The organism is Streptomyces sp. AK02-01A, from assembly GCF_033795305.1.
In the GTDB taxonomy this organism is placed as follows: Bacteria; Actinomycetota; Actinomycetes; order Streptomycetales; family Streptomycetaceae; genus Streptomyces.
Genome location: NZ_JARBAE010000046.1, coordinates 25619 through 42824, shown reverse-complemented (window position 1 = coordinate 42824; position 17206 = coordinate 25619). Strand labels below are relative to the sequence as shown.

The 17206-nt window shown below is 69.2% G+C and carries 13 protein-coding genes and 1 pseudogene; 8 read left to right on the top strand and 6 right to left on the bottom strand.

Going from position 1 to position 17206, the window contains the following annotated elements:
- Positions 1 to 193 precede the first annotated feature (193 nt).
- From nthB to PV679_RS30175, 5 genes and pseudogenes are all read left to right on the top strand, one after another.
- Positions 194 to 859 (top strand): nitrile hydratase subunit beta, encoded by a 666-nt coding sequence (gene nthB, locus PV679_RS30195; protein WP_319683772.1) that lies wholly within the window; start codon positions 194 to 196, stop codon positions 857 to 859.
- Positions 856 to 1452: a nitrile hydratase subunit alpha gene (gene nthA, locus PV679_RS30190; RefSeq protein WP_319683770.1), complete on the top strand. Its 597-nt coding sequence runs from the start codon at positions 856 to 858 to the stop codon at positions 1450 to 1452. Before nthB ends, nthA begins: the two co-directional genes overlap by 4 nt.
- Positions 1449 to 1853, top strand: a complete 405-nt coding sequence (locus PV679_RS30185; protein WP_319683768.1) for a nitrile hydratase accessory protein — start codon at positions 1449 to 1451, stop codon at positions 1851 to 1853. The genes nthA and PV679_RS30185 overlap by 4 nt, the downstream gene beginning before the upstream one ends.
- Before the next feature lie 35 nt (positions 1854 to 1888).
- Positions 1889 to 2131, top strand: a pseudogene (locus tag PV679_RS30180) (cadmium resistance transporter); the annotation flags it as partial.
- 248 nt (positions 2132 to 2379) lie between these two features.
- The gene (locus tag PV679_RS30175; protein WP_319683783.1) at positions 2380 to 2829 is read left to right on the top strand and encodes a cold shock domain-containing protein; all 450 of its coding nucleotides are present in this window, start codon (positions 2380 to 2382) and stop codon (positions 2827 to 2829) included.
- A gap of 164 nt (positions 2830 to 2993) precedes the next feature.
- Here PV679_RS30175 and PV679_RS30170 read toward each other — a convergent pair whose 3' ends face one another.
- Positions 2994 to 3977 (bottom strand): helix-turn-helix transcriptional regulator, encoded by a 984-nt coding sequence (locus PV679_RS30170; protein ID WP_319683766.1) that lies wholly within the window; start codon positions 3975 to 3977, stop codon positions 2994 to 2996.
- A gap of 261 nt (positions 3978 to 4238) precedes the next feature.
- On the opposite strand from PV679_RS30170, the gene PV679_RS30165 reads away from it, so the two are divergent.
- Positions 4239 to 7676, top strand: a complete 3438-nt coding sequence (locus PV679_RS30165; protein WP_319683765.1) for a S8 family serine peptidase — start codon at positions 4239 to 4241, stop codon at positions 7674 to 7676.
- 282 nt (positions 7677 to 7958) lie between these two features.
- Complete coding sequence (locus tag PV679_RS30160) at positions 7959 to 8585, top strand: hypothetical protein (RefSeq protein ID WP_319683764.1); 627 nt, start codon at positions 7959 to 7961, stop codon at positions 8583 to 8585.
- On the opposite strand, the gene PV679_RS30155 is transcribed toward PV679_RS30160, so the two are convergent.
- Together PV679_RS30155 and PV679_RS30150 are read right to left on the bottom strand one after the other, a co-directional pair.
- Complete coding sequence (locus PV679_RS30155; protein WP_319683763.1) at positions 8575 to 10215, bottom strand: pentapeptide repeat-containing protein; 1641 nt, start codon at positions 10213 to 10215, stop codon at positions 8575 to 8577. The two genes, PV679_RS30160 and PV679_RS30155, sit on opposite strands and share 11 nt — an antisense overlap.
- Before the next feature lie 347 nt (positions 10216 to 10562).
- Complete coding sequence (locus PV679_RS30150) at positions 10563 to 11516, bottom strand: hypothetical protein (RefSeq protein ID WP_319683762.1); 954 nt, start codon at positions 11514 to 11516, stop codon at positions 10563 to 10565.
- A 231-nt stretch (positions 11517 to 11747) separates the two neighbouring features.
- On the opposite strand from PV679_RS30150, the gene PV679_RS30145 reads away from it, so the two are divergent.
- A complete protein-coding gene (locus PV679_RS30145) occupies positions 11748 to 12587 on the top strand; it encodes an alpha/beta hydrolase (RefSeq protein WP_319683761.1) in 840 nt (279 codons plus the stop codon).
- 78 nt (positions 12588 to 12665) lie between these two features.
- Here the strand turns inward: PV679_RS30145 and PV679_RS30140 are convergent, their stop codons facing one another.
- The 3 genes from PV679_RS30140 to PV679_RS30130 form a co-directional block, all read right to left on the bottom strand.
- Complete coding sequence (locus PV679_RS30140; RefSeq protein ID WP_319683760.1) at positions 12666 to 13652, bottom strand: alpha/beta hydrolase; 987 nt, start codon at positions 13650 to 13652, stop codon at positions 12666 to 12668.
- A gap of 216 nt (positions 13653 to 13868) precedes the next feature.
- Positions 13869 to 15218: an aspartate aminotransferase family protein gene (locus PV679_RS30135; RefSeq protein WP_319683758.1), complete on the bottom strand. Its 1350-nt coding sequence runs from the start codon at positions 15216 to 15218 to the stop codon at positions 13869 to 13871.
- Between the two features lie 306 nt (positions 15219 to 15524).
- Complete coding sequence (locus PV679_RS30130; RefSeq protein ID WP_319683757.1) at positions 15525 to 17171, bottom strand: alkaline phosphatase D family protein; 1647 nt, start codon at positions 17169 to 17171, stop codon at positions 15525 to 15527.
- Between the last annotated feature and the right edge of the window lie 35 nt (positions 17172 to 17206).

The following is a 17206-nucleotide window of genomic DNA, read 5'->3' as shown; positions in this document are numbered from 1 at the left end:
GCCGCTGACCCGGGTCGAACCCGCCTCGACCACAGCCGACTCCGCGCACGGCCACCTTCGAGCACGAGCGGCCGCGCCTCTGATGTGCGAGACGGAGGACGGATTGGCGCGCCTCCCACGCCGCCGGCTCCGAAGCGACAAGGGTGTGAGCGCTGAAGCAGCCGCACGCCGCAGACCTCGGAGAGCTGGTGCGATGGACGGGATCGCCGACATGGGTGGCACCGAGGGCTGGGGCCCCACTCATCCGCCGCGCGGCGACGAGCCGGTCTTCGCGGAGCCCTGGCAAGGCCGGGCGTTCGCGTTGGCGCAGCTCTCCATCCGTGTGGCCGGACAGAATGTGGACGCCTTCCGGTACGCGCAGGAGCGCCTCAGCCGGACCGGCTATCTGGCGGACGGCTACTTCGGCCGTTGGCTCAACGCGTCCGAGCTGATGCTGACGCAGAGCGGCATCCTGGCGTCCGGCGCGATCGAGGCCCGCGCTCGCAACCTGCGTGGCGAGCGGGTCGACGAACCGCCGATTCCCGAGCCCGCCAAGCCCGACTACGCGCCGACCGCCGAGGGTTCGCTGCGTACCGTGGACGCCGCGCCGGCCTTCGCGCCGGGCGAGCGGGTGCGTGCCAGGGACATGTCGCCGCCGGGTCACACCAGACTGCCGCGCTATGTGCGTGGACACACCGGCGTCGTCGCGCTCATCCAGCCGGCCGCGCTCCTGCCTGACACACACGCGCTTTTCCAAGGTGAGAACCCGCAGCACGTCTACTCCGTGCGGTTCGACTCGCACGAGCTGTGGGGAGCGGAGGCGGAACTCTTCGAACTGACCGTCGAGCTGTACGAGAGTTATCTGGAGAAGACCACATGAGCACTCCCGAATCCGGCGACCGTATTCCCGCGGCGGTCCGCACCGAGGCCCTGGAACAACTGCTCACGGAGCGGGGCCTGATCGACCCGGATGCCCTGGACAGGATCATCACCACCTACGAGACCAATGTGGGCCCGCTCAATGGAGCCAAAGTGGTCGCCAGAGCGTGGACCGATCCGGAGTACCGGCAGCGGCTGCTCGCCGAGGGCACCGCCGCCATCAGGGAACTCGGCTTCGGCGGGAGGCAGGGAGAACACATCGTTGTTGTCGAGAACACCGCCACCACCCACAACGTGGTGGTGTGCTCGCTGTGCTCGTGCTACCCGTGGCCCGTGCTCGGCCTGCCGCCGAGCTGGTACAAGGACCCGGCCTACCGCTCACGGGTGGTCAAGGAACCACGCGAGGTCCTGGCCGAGATGGGCCTCGAACTCGACGACGACGTACAGATCACCGTCCATGACTCAAGCAGCGAAGTGCGTTGGTTCGTGCTGCCCGAACGGCCTCCGGGCACCGAGGACTTGACCGAGGAGCAACTTGTGCGACTGGTGACCCGGGACGCGATGGTCGGCGTGGCGAAGGCCAGGGCGCTGTGACCGCCCCGCTGGATGTGGCGGGGCCGGCGGCGCCGCTGGATGTGGAAGGGCCGGCGGCGCCGCCGCGCTCCAACGGCGAGCTGGTGTTCGCGGAGCCGTGGGAGAGCCGTGCCTTCGGTATGGCCGTCACCCTCTACGAGGCGGGCGCGTTCACCTGGCCGCGGTTCCAGGCGGCACTGACCGCCCGGATCGCCGACTGGGAGGCCCTGCCCACCGAGGGCCGGCGCTGGAACTACTATCCGCACTGGCTGGGTGCGCTGGAGGACGTACTGACCGACGGCGGCACCGTGCTCGCCGATGAGGTCACCACACGAGCCGGAGAACTGAGTCGGCGCCCAGTCGGCTTCGACCATCCGAACGACCACGAAAGCCATCCGCACGGCGAGCGTCCCACCGTGTGATGAATCACTGACGGCCGAGCGGCCTCTCTTTCGCCAACGGTGGCGACAGCATCGGCGTCTACGTCCCGGTGTTCGCCACCGCCGGCATCGGCGGGATGAGCCCCTACGCCATCGTCTTCCTCATCCTGGTTGGCGTGTGGTGCTTCGCGGGACGGTTCTTCGCCACCCGACCGGTCATTGCCAAGGCCCTCAGCCGCTGGGGACACATCCTGCTTCCGCTGGTCCTCGTCGCGATCGGTCTGCTGATCCTTGTCGAGGGCGGCGCCTTCGGCCTCTGAGCCGACCGGAGTTCCGGCGGACACGGACCGGTGCGCGTGGCCCTCGGGCGAGGAGATCGAGGAGAGGTGCGAGAAGCCGCGCGCCGTCGCTCCCCATGTCAGGTGTGCCGAGGGCTGAGCGTCTCCCGCAGGCGCCGAAGACCTCGGGCGGTGGTTCCGGTCCGCACCTCGCGGAGCCGGGCCGGCACCGCTACGATCTGACCATGGTTGTCGGGCAAGGGGCCCGGTCTTGTTTGGGGTTGGTTGGCATGGTTGCTGGGCGTGTGGTTCGTTTTGACGCGACGCGGGGTTATGGGTTTATCGCTCCCGAAACGGGTGGCGAGGATGTTTTTTTGCATGTGAACGATCTGCTGATTCCGGAGTCCTATGTGCGCTCCGGTCTGGAGGTCGAGTTCGAGACGGAGGAGGGCGGCCGGGGTCTGAAGGCGTCTTCCGTACGGCTCGCCGAGCGGTCCGGCGCTCCGGCTCCGCAGCCGGTCCGGGCGCCGCTGCCGACTCCGTCCACGGCGGCGGCGACGACGCTGTCGGCGTCCGGCGGAGAGGATTCGCTGTGTGATGTGCTCGGAGTGGAGGAGTACACCCGGGAGGTGACCGAGCTCCTGCTGAAGGCCGGGCCGCGGCTGACGGGAGAGCAGATCCTTGAGATCCGCCATGAGCTGCTGAAGGCCGCCGAGAGTCACGGCTGGACCGAGGACTGACCCGGCGCCGTCTCGTACGGCGAGCGAGACCGACTCGCGGTGTCTCCGGCGTCGTTCAACTGTGGTGTGTGGCAGTTGGACGACGCCGTTGTCGTCCGCCCGCCGGGACCCGGCCGGTGTGCTCACGGCCTCGTGACGCGGGCCGTACTCACCGCTGACCCGGTTCATATCCAGCCGCGGCGGGTCGCCTCCATGGCGATCTGGAATCGGGTCTGCGCGCCGAAGCGCTGCATCAGCCTGGTGACATGCCGCTGTACGGTGCGCTCGCTCCAGCCCAGTGCCCGGCCGGCCGTTTTGTCCGTCGCGCCGGCGGCCAGCAGGCTCAACAGTTTTGCCTCCTCGTCCGGCAATTCGTCCGCCGTGTCGCCCGTCGCTCTGGGCATCGGCAGACGGACCGGGACACTGCGCTCCCAGAAGGCTTCGAACAGCGCGATCAGCGCGTCCAGCAGCGGCGACGGATGGATCAGATAGGACGCCGTCACCGCGCTGTCGTCGGGGCGCAGCAGAGGAATGATGGCCAGCCGGTCGTCGGAGATGGCCAGCTTCATCGGCAGGTCCGGAGCGATGCGCGCCTGCTCTCCCTGGCGCACTCCCGCCGTGACGTCCTCCAGCCAGCCGGGCAGCGCCAGGACGGTGTTGTCATAGATGACGCGATAGCGCAGGCCTCTTCTCAGCAGGTCGAGTTCGATGTGGTTCGGCTCGGTGTGTTCCTCGGGCGCGGCATACGGCGGGCGGTCGAAGCCCCGTATTTGCGTGCGTGTGTCCCGCTGCATCTGGGCCCAGCGGTGGTTGACATCGTCACGGCCCGAGACGACTTCCACGAGCTCGCCGGGATAGGCGAAGCGGGTGCCCGCACGGTACAGGTCCATGAGCGTCTTGATGTGGGGCCGCACGTCGTTCAGTGCGCGCTCGCGCTCACGCAGTACCGTTTCGAGTCCGCTGTCGGGCGAGACCACCACATAGGTGACCGGACGGCCTCCCGAGCGGGTGGCCAGACCGAGCCGGATGAGCGACTGAAGGCTCCGGCGGACGGTCGGCGCGGGCAGATGGCAGGTGCGCACCAGGTCGGACACCGACGCCTGTGTGCTGCGGACCAAGGCGTCGTACACCGCCTCGTCGCGCTTGCTCAAACCGATGGATTCCAACATCGCCGGCCTCCTTCACGTCCCGGTGCCGGTCGCGGTGCCGGTCGCCGTCGCCGTCCCGATCCCGGTCGTCGCCTCTCATCCTGTCTCAATCCTTGTCGCACATACGACACCTGACGGGAAGTCGCCGCCGGTGGAGCTTGTCAGGACGCCGAAGCGGATGTCAGCGTTCCAGCATTTACCCCGTCAGTTCGATACGCGGCGTGGCTCACATCGATCACCAGCCGGTGACCGGTCGGACCACGTCGAGAAGGAGAGTCCAGGTTGTCGTCAGCCTTCCGGTCCCGCGGGCTACGCCTGCCCGCGCTGTTGTTGGCGTTCGGAATATCCGCGGCGACGTTGGGCGGTGGTTCGGCGGTGGCGCGGGACACCGGCCCGGCGGCGCCACCGGCTTCGGCCGGACGAGCGAAGATCGACCCGAAACTGCTTCAGCGGATGGAGTCCGCCGGCGCGCGCGGCAGCGGCCGCGTCGAAGCGGCCGTCGTACTGCGCGACCGGCCAGGACTCCCGGACCGGGGGACCGAGGCGAGACAGGTACGCGGTGAACTGAGCCGGACCGCGCAGTCGGTGCAGTCGCCCGTCGTGGACATGGTGGAAGCCCGTGGCGACGAAGTGCTGAACACCTTCTGGCTGAAGAACATGGTTCTGGTGAAGGCCACGCCGGAGACGCTGAACGAACTCGCCGAGCTCGCACCGGTCGACCACATCATCCCGAACTTCACGCTGAAGGTGCCGCCGGCCACCCGGGCCGAGACGAGTCGGGCCGCGGTCGCCGAGCCGACCACCTGGGGCCTGGCGAAGATCGGCGCCGACCGGGTGCAGAGCGAGCGGAAGGTGACCGGCGAGGGCGTACGGGTGGCGGTGCTGGACACCGGCGTCGACATCGCCCATCCCGATCTGGCGGGGAAGCTCGCGACCGACAAGGCCTCGGATCCGTCGTATCCGGGTGGATGGATCGAGTTCTCCGGTACGGGCGAGCCGGTGCCGTCCGAGCCGCACGACAGCAGCTACCACGGCACCCATGTGGCGGGCACCGTCGCCGGCGGCAACGCCTCCGGGACTCAGGTCGGAGTCGCGCCCGGCGTCGACCTGATGGCGGGACTGATCATTCCGGGCGGATCGGGAACGCTCGCCCAGGTGATCGCCGGCATGCAGTGGGCGATAGCGCCGTACGCCGCCGACGGCACGCCGGCCGGTGAGCCGGCCGATGTCATCAGCATGTCGCTGGGAGCGGAGGGCTACTCCGACGAACTCGTCGAGCCCACCCGCAACATCTACCGGGCCGGTGTGTTCCCGTCCTTCGCCATCGGCAACGAGTGCGTGAACGGCTCGGCCAGCCCCGGTAACGTGTACGAGGCCGTGTCGGTCGGAGCCACCGACGGCGGCGACGACGTGGCCGACTTCTCGTGCGGCGAAGTGGTCGACAGAAGCGACTGGATCGACGCACCGGCCGAATGGCCGGAGTCCTATGTCGTGCCCGACATCTCCGCCCCGGGAGTCGACGTACTCTCCACCCTGCCCGGCGGCGAGTACGGAATGCTGAGCGGGACCTCGATGGCCACGCCTCATGTCTCCGGCACGGTCGCCCTCATGCTCCAGGCCAATCCTGAACTGACCGTCGACGACACCCTGGACATCCTCGCCGGCACGTCGTTCTTCGACGAGCGGTACGGCGCCCGTCCCAACCCGCGGTTCGGCTGGGGCAGGATCGACGCCTACGCCGCTGTCACGGAAGCGGGTCTCAAGAGCGGCGTGCGCGGCACGGTCGCCGACGCCCGGACCGGTAAGCCGCTGGCAGGTGTGACCGTGGCCCGCGCGGACACCGGCCGCGAGGTCGAGACGGACAAGGACGGGCGCTTCGAGATCCGGCTCGCCGCCGGCAACCAGGAACTGCGGTTCTCACGGTTCGGCTACCAGCCGGGGACGGTCAGGACGCGAGTGATCACCGACCGGTACACCGACGTCCGGCCGCGCCTGACGCCGACTCCGCGAGGGAAGATCACCGGTCGGGTCACCTACGGACCGACGGGGACCACGGTGCCTGGAGCCACCGTCAGCGTTCTCGACGTGCCGGACACACTGGTGGCGACGACGGACCGCGACGGCCGCTACACCATCCGCGATGTGCCCGAGGGCAGCTACCAGGTGTCGGCCTCGGCCGCGGGGATCTCGCGTTCCCAGCCCGTGCCGGTGGAGGTGAAGAAGCGTCGCCTCACCGGTCACGCCGACCCGCGACTGCCTCGTCCCTCCGCCACTGAGCGGGTCTCGCTGACGCCCGAGGGCAAGCAGGTCAACCAAGATGCCTGGTGGCCCAAGGTAAGCGCCGACGGAAGCACCGTTGTGTTCGCGAGCTTCGCGTCCAACCTGGTCGACGGCGACACCAACGGCGATCTCGACATCTTCGTCACCGACCTCGGCACGCGATCCACCGAGCGGGTGTCGGTGGCCTCTGACGGCGCCGAGGGCAACGGCTTCTCGCTGACTCCGACCCTCGGCCAGGACGGCCGGTACATCGGCTTCAGCAGCGGTGCGACAAACCTGGTCACGGGCGACACCAACGAGCAGACCGACAGTTTCGTGCACGACCGGCGGACCGGTGTCACCGAGCGGGTGTCGGTCACCTCCGACGGCAAGGAGGCCGACGGCCTGTCATCGGCTCCCTCGTTCAGCGCCGACGGCAGATTCGCCGTCTTCAACAGCGACGCCGCCAACCTCGTGCCCGGTGACACCAACGACACCACCGACGTCTTCGTGCACGACCGGCAGACCGGCCGGACCGACCGTATCTCGCAGACGCCGGGCGGTGCCGGTGGCGACGGCGGCTCCCGGGAGCAGTCGATCAGCGCGGACGGCCGCTATGTCGCCTTCCAGAGCAACGCGACGAACCTGGTGGCCGGTGACACCGACGGTGCCACCGATGTCTTCGTCCACGACCGGCAGACCGGCACGACCACGCTGATTCCCGGTCCTGTTCCGGACGCCAACAACACCGGACCGACGATCAGCGCGGACGGCCAGGTGGTCTCCTTCGGCACCGACAACGGAAAGATCTACGTGTACGACCGGAGGACCGGCGCCACCGAGCAGGTCGCGGTCGCCTCCGACGGCACTGAGGGCGACGACTGGTCCTTCGCTCCCTCTCTCAGCACCGACGGACATCTGGTCGCCTTCTACAGCAGCGCGACCAACCTGGTCCCGGGAGACACCAACGGGATGGCGGACATCTTCGTACGCGACCGCACGGCGGGCACCGTTCAGAGGATCTCCGACGGTCTGGAAGGTGCCGGGGGCGATGGCACGTCCGACCTGCCGTCGATCAGCGGCGACGGGCGCTATGTCGCCTTTGAGAGCACCTCTGCCAACCTCGTGGCCGACGACACCAACCGCCGGTCCGACATCTTCGTCCACGACCGAGTCGCCGGGCCGGAGGCCCGCTTCGCCTGGAGCGGACTGTCCATCACACCGGACACCGCTCGCGCGGGTGCACGCGTACGCGTCACGGCGGAGGTGAAGAACGTCGGTGAGAAGGCGGGCTCGTACCAGGCGGTCCTCCTGGTCGGAGACGAGGTGGAGCAGCGCCGCACCGTCGAGGTCCGGCAAGGCCGGAGCGTACGGCTCACCTTCGATGTGCGCCGCAAGGAGGCGGGCACGTACACCGTGACGGTCGGTCCTCTGACCGGCCAGTTCACCGTGCGCCGATAACGAGGCGGAACGCGTCCCACACGAACGCCCGAGGCGCCGGAGACCTCTCAGGACTCCGGCGCCCCGGGCATGTCCGCCGGCCCGGCCTCCGCGGCTCCGGGCCCTGGGGTCGCCGACCCCAGGGCCCGGAGCACTCTTCTCCGCCGACCGCTGCGATGACACTGTTCTTCTGACCCGAGAACACCGGCACTTCCCTCGTCTTCACACGGCCACCACGGGCCGGCCCGAGGGAAACCTCCTTTCGGGGCTGCCGCCCATCGCCTCACCGGGAAGAACCCAGCCATGCGCCTGCCGCGCCTTCTGCTCGCCGGAATCCTGCTGTTCGCCGCCGTGTTCCTGTTGACCGGCCTGCTCGCGCAACCGCCTTACGGCTCGGTCGGCGCGACCGCCACCGCCGTCTTCGTACCGCTGTGGTACTGCCTCATGGCCGTCAACGCCGCGCTCGGTGTGGCGGCCGGATACCGGCGCGTCGAAGAGGCCGCGGTCTTCCTCGCCGTGTTCGGAGCGCCGGCCGCGGTCGCGCTGGTCACCTGGTGGATCAGTCACACCGAGTGGGACGGCGGCCCGCTGGTCACGACCGGCCGGACTCCGGTGATGCTCGCGGCGGGTGTCGCGTTGTGGGCCGCTGTCGAACTGCTTGTCGCGCTGCTCGTGCCCCCCGCCCGCCGCACGGCGAAGCGCGGCACCTCGGTGTCCGTCTTCCTGCCGCTGTGGCTGATGGTGTCCGTCGCGAACCTGCTGCTCGGTGTGCTCGCCGCCGGTTACACCCTCGCGGAGGAGATACCGATCCTGGCTGTCGATCTGTTGATTCCCACCGCTGTCGCGGTGCTGGTTCCCATGGCGGCGCGCCGTGTGCGACGAGAACGGCGGACCGAGACGCCGCCGAAGGCGCCCGGTGTCAGCGTTTGACACGTCCTCGGACGGTGAGGACGGCGAGGCCGAGCAGGGCGGGTTCGGCGAGGCGGGAGGTCATCTCGGCATAGGTGCCGGTGGTGGTGAGGTCCTGGCCGGAGGAGCGGAAGATGACCGAGTTGACGACCACGCGCAGGCTTTTCTCGAACCGTTCGGTGCTGAGGCGTGCGCGGAGAGAGCCGGTGGGGTTGGCGGGGTCGGGCGTGTCGGTGGTCAGCTCCACCCGCCGTCCGGTCACCGTCCCCGTGGAGACCGGACGGGGATCGTCGCCGGGCAGGCCCCACACCATCATCACCAGCAGGGTCGTGGCGATCGAGACCAGCAGCCAGAGCAGCGCCCGGGTGGCGCGCAGACCGTATCCGGACAGGGCCCAGTACACGGTGAGCAGCCATCGTTCGGCCGGCGGAGTGTCCTCGTCCGCGCGGCGCATCACCATCTCGCCGTAGTAGAAGTCCGCCGCGCCCGGTTCGTTCTTCCCGTCCTCGAACGCCTTGCGCAGCGACCGGTACACCGGCGCCAGCACCGCGGGACCCTCCACCTCGTCTCCGTCCGGTGCCGCTGTCCAGCCGGGAGCGGCCGCGCGACGCGCCGCCTGCCAGTGCTGTTCCTCGGCGATGGTGCGCCGCCTGGTGAACCGGACCAGGCGCGGGCCGTGCCGGTGGACTCCACCGGGTGTCCGTGCGAACACCGTGCGTCCCTCCAGCCGCAGTTGGTCCAGGTGCACGGTCCCGGCGAACCGGCATACGGACAGGTCGAGGCCGGTCAGGACCAGGTGACCCGCGTCCACGCCGCGCAGGGACAGGACGCGTACTCTCGCGGGCAGCGCGGTCAGGACGCCCTCCTCCATCGCTCCGCCCAGAGGCAGGGCGAAAGGCCGGGTCCGGGCGGCGATGCTGAGCGGATACTCGAAGACCGCTTCGGTGAAATCGACCGCGGCGTACCGCAGCCGCAGGCCGGCCGTCGACGACCATCTCGTACGGCGGCACACCAGGAGGCGCGCGGCTGCCTCGATGGTCACCGGGCTGCCGAACAACGCGGACGTCAGATCGAACACGCCCGCGCACACCAGCGGGCCCAACTGCGCCGTCCGGTCGAACACGGCGGAGGGAAAGCGAGCGTCACGGGCGAAGGCGGCGGAGTCGAACCAGGCGTCACGGGCGAAGGTGGCCGAGTCGAACCAGGCGTCAGCGGTGAAGGTGGCGGAGTCGAACCAGGCGTCACGGCCGAAAGAGACGACATTGAACCAGGCGACACCGGTGAAAGCGACGGAGTGGAACCGTGCGGCGCCATGGAAGACGGCGGAGAGGAACCGGACCTCTCCGGCGAAGGTGGCGGAGTCGAACCAGGCGTCACCGGTGAAGGCGGCGTAGTCGAAGCGCACTTCACCGCTGAAAGCGACGGAGTCGAACCGGGCGTCACCGGTGAAGACGGCGTGGTCGAACTGGGCAGTCCCGATCTCGCTGAGACCGGTGTCAGATATCCGTAACGCGTCGAGAAGCCGGTGCAGAAGGGCCCCGTCGAGTTCGGTGCCGCGGTGGTCGAGACCGCTGCCCGGCGTGAGGGCGGCGAGGTAGGAGTCGCGCTGGTCCGGAGCGAGATGGGCCAGACACGCGGGGTACGGGGCCACGCGGCGGCCGTGGCAGCCGGCCCGATCGCCTGCCGGGTCGGCTCCGTCGCCACAGTGCGGCCAGTCCGGCGGTGCGGAGGCTGAGGTCATGAAAGTGGGGACATCCGCCGGACGCGAGCGGTCGCCGCCGGGCTCGGGGCCGCCGTCACGTGCGCTGATCGATGCCTGCTGACCACCGGGACATCGTACGGGCCGCCGTGCCGCCGCGGCAGGGCCACAGCTCCGGTCCGGTTGCGCACCGCGCGCTCGGCCGGCACCGACTCCGGCCACAACGGCCCGTGTCTGAGCGGCCCTTCGCCTCTCCGGGCCGCTATGTGTCCGGCCCGGTCGGTGTGTCCGTGGCCAGGTCAGTCGGCGAGGCGCGGGCGCGGGGCCGCTCCGGCGGCCACGCCGAGGCGCTCCAGCAGCAGTCCTTCCCGGGTGGACCAGTGGCAGATCGTCACGCTGTCGGCCCGGCAGCTCTCCATGAGGGCCTCGGCGACCAGTGCGCCGGCCAGGGACTGCTCGGCGCGGTGCCGCGAGATGCCCGGCAGCTTCCCGAGGCGGGCCGGGTCCGCCGCCATGAACAGCGGTACCGTCGCCCGCAGTTCGGACAGCGTGAGCTGCCGTGGTGTACGTACGAGTGTGCTTCGGGCGCCGGCGAGCCGGGCAAGCTGGGCGAACGTCTTGGAACAGGCCAGGACGTGTCCGCCCGGAGCGGCGCGTGGCAGACCGGGCAGCGCCTTCAGCGAGCGGCGCAGATGCCGTCGGACGCCGGCCAGCCGCTTTTCGGAGCCAACGGTGCCGCCGGGCAGCCAGTCGCGGGTGATCCTGCGGGCGCCCAGCGGCAGCGAGTACAGGGCCCCGGGCTGATCCGCGGTACCGGAGGCGATCTCGACGGTTCCACCGCCGATGTCCAGGACCAGCATCGGGCCGGTCACCGTGCCCGCCCAGTGCCGGGCCGCCACATAGGCCAGCCGCGCCTCCTCCTCGCCCGGCAGCACCTGCAGCCGGACACCGGTGGCCCGGGCCACCCGGTCGATGACCTCGTCGCGGTTGGGCGCGTCCCGGATGACGGAGGTGGCGAACGCGAATGCCTCGGGCAGGCGCAGCCTCGGGTCCGTCGCGACGGCCTCGGCCACCGCCCGCTGCACGCTCTTGATTCCGGGCCCGCTCAGCCGTCCGTCCGCGTCGAGGAACATATGCAGTCTCAGCCGGACCTTGCGCGTGAGCACCGGCTCCAGCGTTCCGCCCTTCCGCCGTCGCGCCACAGCGAGCAATGCGCTGTGACAGCCGACATCGAGCACCCCCGCCTGCCGCATCCCCCCACCTTTCCGCACCATGAACTCCCGTTCGCGCGCCGTGCGTTGAGCGCCGGCTCGTGGCCCTCGTCCACGTGCGGCGACCACGGCACGGCAGTAATCCACCCCTCCGTAACCAGTATGTCACCGTCTGTGCGGACGTGGTTGTCCGAGCGGCGCCCGCCGTCGCGATCCGTACTTCTGAACGGCGATCCGGTTGTTCCGTCCGAACGCCGGTGACAGGGTCTGACCATGTCTGACTTCTTCGCGCAGGACGGAACCAAGCTCGCCTACCAGAGGCTGGGAGACGGCGCTCCCGTGGTGTGCCTGGCCGGAGGACCGATGCAGGACTCCGCGTACCTCGGCGATCTGGGCGGTCTTTCCGCGCATCGGCAGTTGATCATGCTGGATCTTCGGGGCACCGGCCGGTCCGCGACACCGGAGAGCGCTGCCTCCTACCGCTGCGACCGGCTCGTCGACGACGTGGACGCCTTGCGCGAGCACCTTGGCCTCGACCGGATGGACCTGCTCGCGCACTCCGCCGGCGCGAATCTGGCGGCGCTGTACGTGGGCCGCCATCCGGAACGTGTCAGCCGGCTCGCGCTGATCACGCCGAGTACCCGGGCCGTCGGCATCACGATCACGGGAGACGTCCGGCGCGAGACCGCGCGGCTCCGCCGGGACGAACCGTGGTTTCCGGCAGCGTTCGCGGCTTTGACGGCGATCACCGAGGAAAAGGGCACCGAGGAGAGCTGGCGGGCCATCGCGCCGTTCTACTACGGCCGTTGGGACGAGGCGGCCCGGAGCCATCAGGCTGCCGGGGACGAGCAGACGAACAGCGAGGCGGCGGCCGTCTTCGGCGCCGATGGCGCCTTCGACCCGGACGCCACCCGAGCCGCGCTCGCACGGTTCGAGCAGCCGGTGCTGCTGCTCGCGGGAGAGGTGGACCTGGCGGCTCCTCCGCGTACCGTGGCCGACTTCACCGGGCTGTTTCCGAACGCCGAGCTCGCCGTTCAGCCCGCGGCCGGACACTTTCCGTGGCTCGACGACGCCGATCGGTTCGTGGCGACCACCGCGGCGTTCCTGGGATGAAAGACCGCCACACCCGAGTGTGGCTCGCTGTAGGCGTCAACACCAAAACTGACACGTCCCGTCTGACCTCGCACGAGATCAGGCGGGCAGCGAGGCGAGCCAGCCGAGCAGGAGCCGATTGACCTCGTCATGGCGTTCCTGCTGGATCCAGTGGCCGCAGCCGTCGAGGATGTGTGCGGAACGCAGGCCGGGCAGAGTGGTGGGATACGCCTTGATCGCATCGGCCAGCCAGATGGTGGAGGCGTCCAGGGCTCCGCCGAGGAACAGGGACGGCTGGGTGATGGGTGCGCCGTCGAAACCGGCGAGGTCCTGCCAGTCCCGGTCCATGTTCCGGTAGCGGTTGAGCGCCCCGCTCATGCCGCTCCGTTCGAACTCCCCGGCGTAGACGTCGAGATCGTCCTGACTGAGCCAGGCGGGCAGCCGTCCGGCGGGGAACCGGTCACGGAGCTTTCCTCCCCGGCTCACGAAGTGCGGGTCCGGCGAGCCGGGAGTGGGCATGGTGTCGGCGGACAGGGCGGCGTAGAAGCCGGCCAGCCAGCCGCGGACATCGGGCTCGATCTCGGCTTCGGCCCGGCCGGGCCGCTGGAAGTAGGAGACGTAGAACTCCTCGTCGCCGCCCATCTCCGCGAAGACCTCGCTGGGCCGAGGTCCGCCGCGCGGGGTGTAGGGCACGCTCAGCAGAGCCACCGCACGGAAGACGTCCGGTCTGGCCAGCGCGGAGCCGGCGGCGATGTTCGAGCCCCAGTCATGGCCGACGATCACCGCTGACTCCTCGCCGAGGGCGTGCACTACGGCGACGTTGTCCTCGACGAGGTCAAGCATCCGGTACGCGGCCGCGCCGTCGGGTTTGGAGGAGCGCCCATAGCCGCGGACGTCGATGGCGACCGCGCGGTACCCGGCTGCCGCCAGTACCGGCAACTGGTGGCGCCAGGAGTACCAGGACTCGGGAAACCCGTGCACCATCAGGACCAGTGGCCCGCTGCCCTCTTCCACCAGGTGTGTCCGGCCTGCCGGCGAGGAGACCAGGCGGTGTACGCCTTCCGTGGCCCGGCTGTGCTGAAGCATGGATTCTCCGGCTCTTTCGTTCTGCGGCATGCCGTACGCACGAGCGGACCGGCGCCGCTCGCGGCCCGCCGCCCGACGGCTCGGACGACGAGCATGCGACGAACGGCGCGATTGTCGCGAACCTTGTTGCTGCTCCGGCAAACCAGCTCTGCTCGGCTCCGGCCTTTCGGCGGCCGGGAATCCACCGGCCGGGCTCTCTCAGCGAGACACATCCGGTTACGAGCGAGCGGTGACTTCCTCGTGGTACGCGTCGCCGAAGCGATCGGCCATCGTCTTGATCTCGGTGTCGGAGCTGACCAGCGGCGGCGCGAAGATCACGGTGTCGCCCGTCGCGCGCAGCAGCAGACCCTGTTCCACCGCTTTCGCGGCCATGAGCGGGCCCAAGCGGCCTTCCGGCAGCCCATGGGCGGCCGCGTCAAACGTGACGGCACCGAGGAAGCCATAGGTGCGGACATCGCGGACCAGATCCGCGTCACGAAACGTGCCAAGGGCGTCAGCCAGCACCGGCGCGACGGCGCGCACATGGCCCGGGATGTCGCGTTCCTTGAGGATGGCGAGATTCTCACGGGCCACGGCCGCCGCCACCGGATGCCCGGAATAGGTGAAACCATGGCCGAACGAGCCGGAGTTCGCGGAACCCTGGGCGAGAGCGGCGTACACCCGCTGTCCCACCATGACCGCGGAGATCGGCAGGTACGAAGAGGAAAGCCCCTTGGCGAAGGTGATCATGTCCGGACTGAGATTGAATTCTGTGGTCCCGAACATAGAACCGGTGCGGCCGAATCCAGTGACCACCTCATCGGCTATGAAAAGAATGTCGTGGCGCGCCAGAACCTCCTGAACCCGGCGGTAATAACCAGTCGGAGGGATGATGATTCCGCCCGCGCCGAGAATTGGTTCGCCGATGAACGCGGCGATCGTGTCAGCGCCTTCGGTGGCGATGAGATCCTCAAGCCGCGAGATGAGCCAGTCGACGAACTGGTCATCTGTCAGGTTGTTCGCACGAGCGTCGAGCGGGTCGGGGCACGGCACCTTCAGGAATCCGGGCAGCGGGATGCCGAATCCGTCGTGGATCTGAGCGATGCCGGTGGCCGAGGCGGTGGCCACGGTGGTCCCGTGATAGCCCTTTTGATGAGAGATGATCTTCGTGCGTCCAGAACGCCCCAGGCTTCGGTGGTAATACCACGCGAATTTGAAAGCACTGTCATCCGCCTCGGATCCCGAGTTCGCGAAGAAGGTGCGCCCCATGGTAATGGGTGCGATCTCGGCGAGATCGTCGGCCAGCGCCATCGAGACGTCGGTCGTGCGGTGATCGAAGGACGGATAGAACGGCAGCTTGGCCATCTGGTCCGCGGCCGCCTTGATGAGGCGGGGCTCGCCGTAGCCGAGATTCGTGCAGAGAATTCCGGAGACGCCGTCGAGATAGGCGTTGTCCTCGCTGTCCCACACCGTGATGCCTTCGCCGCGCACAATGACATGCGGCGGAGTTTCCAGGCCGAGAGCGGTGTGGGGTTCGAGCATGGTGGACGTCTGCGGTTCGAGCACGGTGGACGAGCGCTGAGACATGGGAACTCCCTGCGGGTTGCGAGTTGCATTCTCAGAGTGACGACAATGAGCCCCCCAACCGAATACCGGCACTTTCCGTGGTACACGAAAGGACCTCGAACGGCAAACAGCACGCCGTTTTTCCGGCGCCCGCGCGACCGGAGAGTGAGTCCCGGGAGGTGTTGCCCCGAGAGCCGAAGCGCGGGACGGTGCCGCAAAGCACCGTCCCGCGCTTCTCGCGAACTTTCGGGAGGATCGCTTGTCGAGCCCGCTCAGTCCGTCCGGCCGCGCGGGCCCGGTCTCTCGGCGCTTTTCGCCGACGGTGCGTCAGACCGGCTTCAGCCCCGGGTCGCCGGTCTCGGTGACAAATGAACCGGCCGTACTGACCGGGGCATTCGGCGTCGTCACGGCGGAGACCGTTCTGAAGTCGGCCCTGGCCCGGTCGTTGCCGAGGGTGACGGTCACATAGCCGCGTCGTCCGTTGTAGAACTTCATGTGCGGGTTGGCCTGGAGATAGGTGTCGTAGTTGGACGGCCTGTCCGAGCCGTCCTTGCCGCTGCTGATGGAGGTCGCCACGATTTCGGTGCCGACGGTGCGGGAGTCCGGGTCGTTCCAGTCCTTCTTCAGGTCGTAGGCGTTGGCGACATGGACGTCTCCGGTCAGCACCATGAGGTTGTCCAGTCCGGCCGCCTCGGCGCCGTCCATGAGGCGTTGGCGTGAGGCCGGATAGCCGTCCCACGAGTCCATCGACAGCTTGAAGTCGGCGGTCGGCAGGCTGCGGCGCTGGGAGAATGTCACCTGCTGCGGTATGACGTTCCAGGTCGACCGGGAGTTCTTCCAGCCGTCCAGCAGCCACCGCTCCTGGGTCCCGCCGGTCAGGGTGCGCGCCGGGTCCTCGGACTCGGGGCCCGGGGTCTGCCAGCCGTCGCCGTATGCCTGGTCGGAGCGGTACTGCCGGGTGTCCAGGATGTCGAACTGCGCGAGGCGGCCGAAATACAGCCGGCGGTAGAGCCGCATGTCCGGCCCGTCGGGCTGCTGCGGCTTGCGCAGTGGCTGGTTCTCCCAGTACGCGCGGTAGGCCGACGCCCGGCGGAGCAGGAACTCCTCCGGCGGCACATCGTTCTCGGGTGTCTCGTCGGCGTAGTTGTTCTCGGTCTCGTGGTCGTCCCAGGTGACGACAAAGGGATGCGCGGCCTGTGCGGCCATCAGGTCCGGGTCCGACTTGTAGAGCGCGTAGCGCAGCCGGTAGTCCTCCAGCGTGACCGTCTCGCGGTTGAAGTGCGCGGGCAGCCGGCGGTCGGTGTAGTTCCTGGCACCGCCGACGGCGGTCACCGCGTACTCGTACAGGTAGTCGCCGAGGTGGAAGACGACATCGAGGTCTTCCTCGGCGAGGTGCTTGTACGCGGTGAAGTAGCCGTCGTGGTACGCCTGGCAGGAGACCGCGGCGAGCCTGAGCTCGGTGATCCGGGCGCCGCGGGCGGGCGCGGTGCGGGTGCGGCCGACCGGGCTGATCCAGGCACCGGTGCGGAAGCGGAAGTAATACACCCGGTCGGAGTCCAGGCCGGACACGTCGATGTGCACGCTGTGGTTGAACTCGGGGTGGGCGTCGACCGTGCCGTGCTTGACGACGCGCGTGAAACGGGAGTCGTTGGCGACCTCCCAGCGAACGGAGACTCTTTTCGCCGGGAGGCCGCTGCCGGACTCGTAGGGGCTGGGCGCGAGGCGGGTCCAGAGCACCACGCCGTTCGGCCGCGGCTCGCCGGAGGCGACGCCGAGGGTGAACGGGTCGCTCTTGATCTTCGCGGCGTCGAGTTCGGCGGCGCTCGCGGTGCCGGCGGCCGGCAGATTGACGGCGAAGGCCAGCGCGACGGCTGCCCCGGTCCCGGTGAGGAACCGGCGGCGGCCGAAGTCCGCCGCGGCGGCCCTGAGGTCGGAGGAGTGAGTGCCCGGCGCGTTGCGGTGTACAGGAGTCATATGCCCTTCCCTGACTGCGGTGGTGACAGGCATTG

Excerpts from the sequence above, each read along its gene's own strand:
- PV679_RS30150 (WP_319683762.1), bottom strand. The coding sequence starts at position 11,516 with ATGCGGCAGGCGGGGGTGCTCGATGTCGGCTGTCACAGCGCATTGCTC.
- nthA (WP_319683770.1), top strand. The coding sequence starts at position 856 with ATGAGCACTCCCGAATCCGGCGACCGTATTCCCGCGGCGGTCCGCACC.
- PV679_RS30160 (WP_319683764.1), top strand. The coding sequence starts at position 7,959 with ATGCGCCTGCCGCGCCTTCTGCTCGCCGGAATCCTGCTGTTCGCCGCC.
- PV679_RS30175 (WP_319683783.1), top strand. The coding sequence starts at position 2,380 with ATGGTTGCTGGGCGTGTGGTTCGTTTTGACGCGACGCGGGGTTATGGG.
- PV679_RS30140 (WP_319683760.1), bottom strand. The coding sequence starts at position 13,652 with ATGCTTCAGCACAGCCGGGCCACGGAAGGCGTACACCGCCTGGTCTCC.
- PV679_RS30170 (WP_319683766.1), bottom strand. The coding sequence starts at position 3,977 with ATGTTGGAATCCATCGGTTTGAGCAAGCGCGACGAGGCGGTGTACGAC.
- PV679_RS30130 (WP_319683757.1), bottom strand. The coding sequence starts at position 17,171 with ATGACTCCTGTACACCGCAACGCGCCGGGCACTCACTCCTCCGACCTC.
- PV679_RS30145 (WP_319683761.1), top strand. The coding sequence starts at position 11,748 with ATGTCTGACTTCTTCGCGCAGGACGGAACCAAGCTCGCCTACCAGAGG.
- nthB (WP_319683772.1), top strand. The coding sequence starts at position 194 with ATGGACGGGATCGCCGACATGGGTGGCACCGAGGGCTGGGGCCCCACT.
- PV679_RS30135 (WP_319683758.1), bottom strand. The coding sequence starts at position 15,218 with ATGTCTCAGCGCTCGTCCACCGTGCTCGAACCGCAGACGTCCACCATG.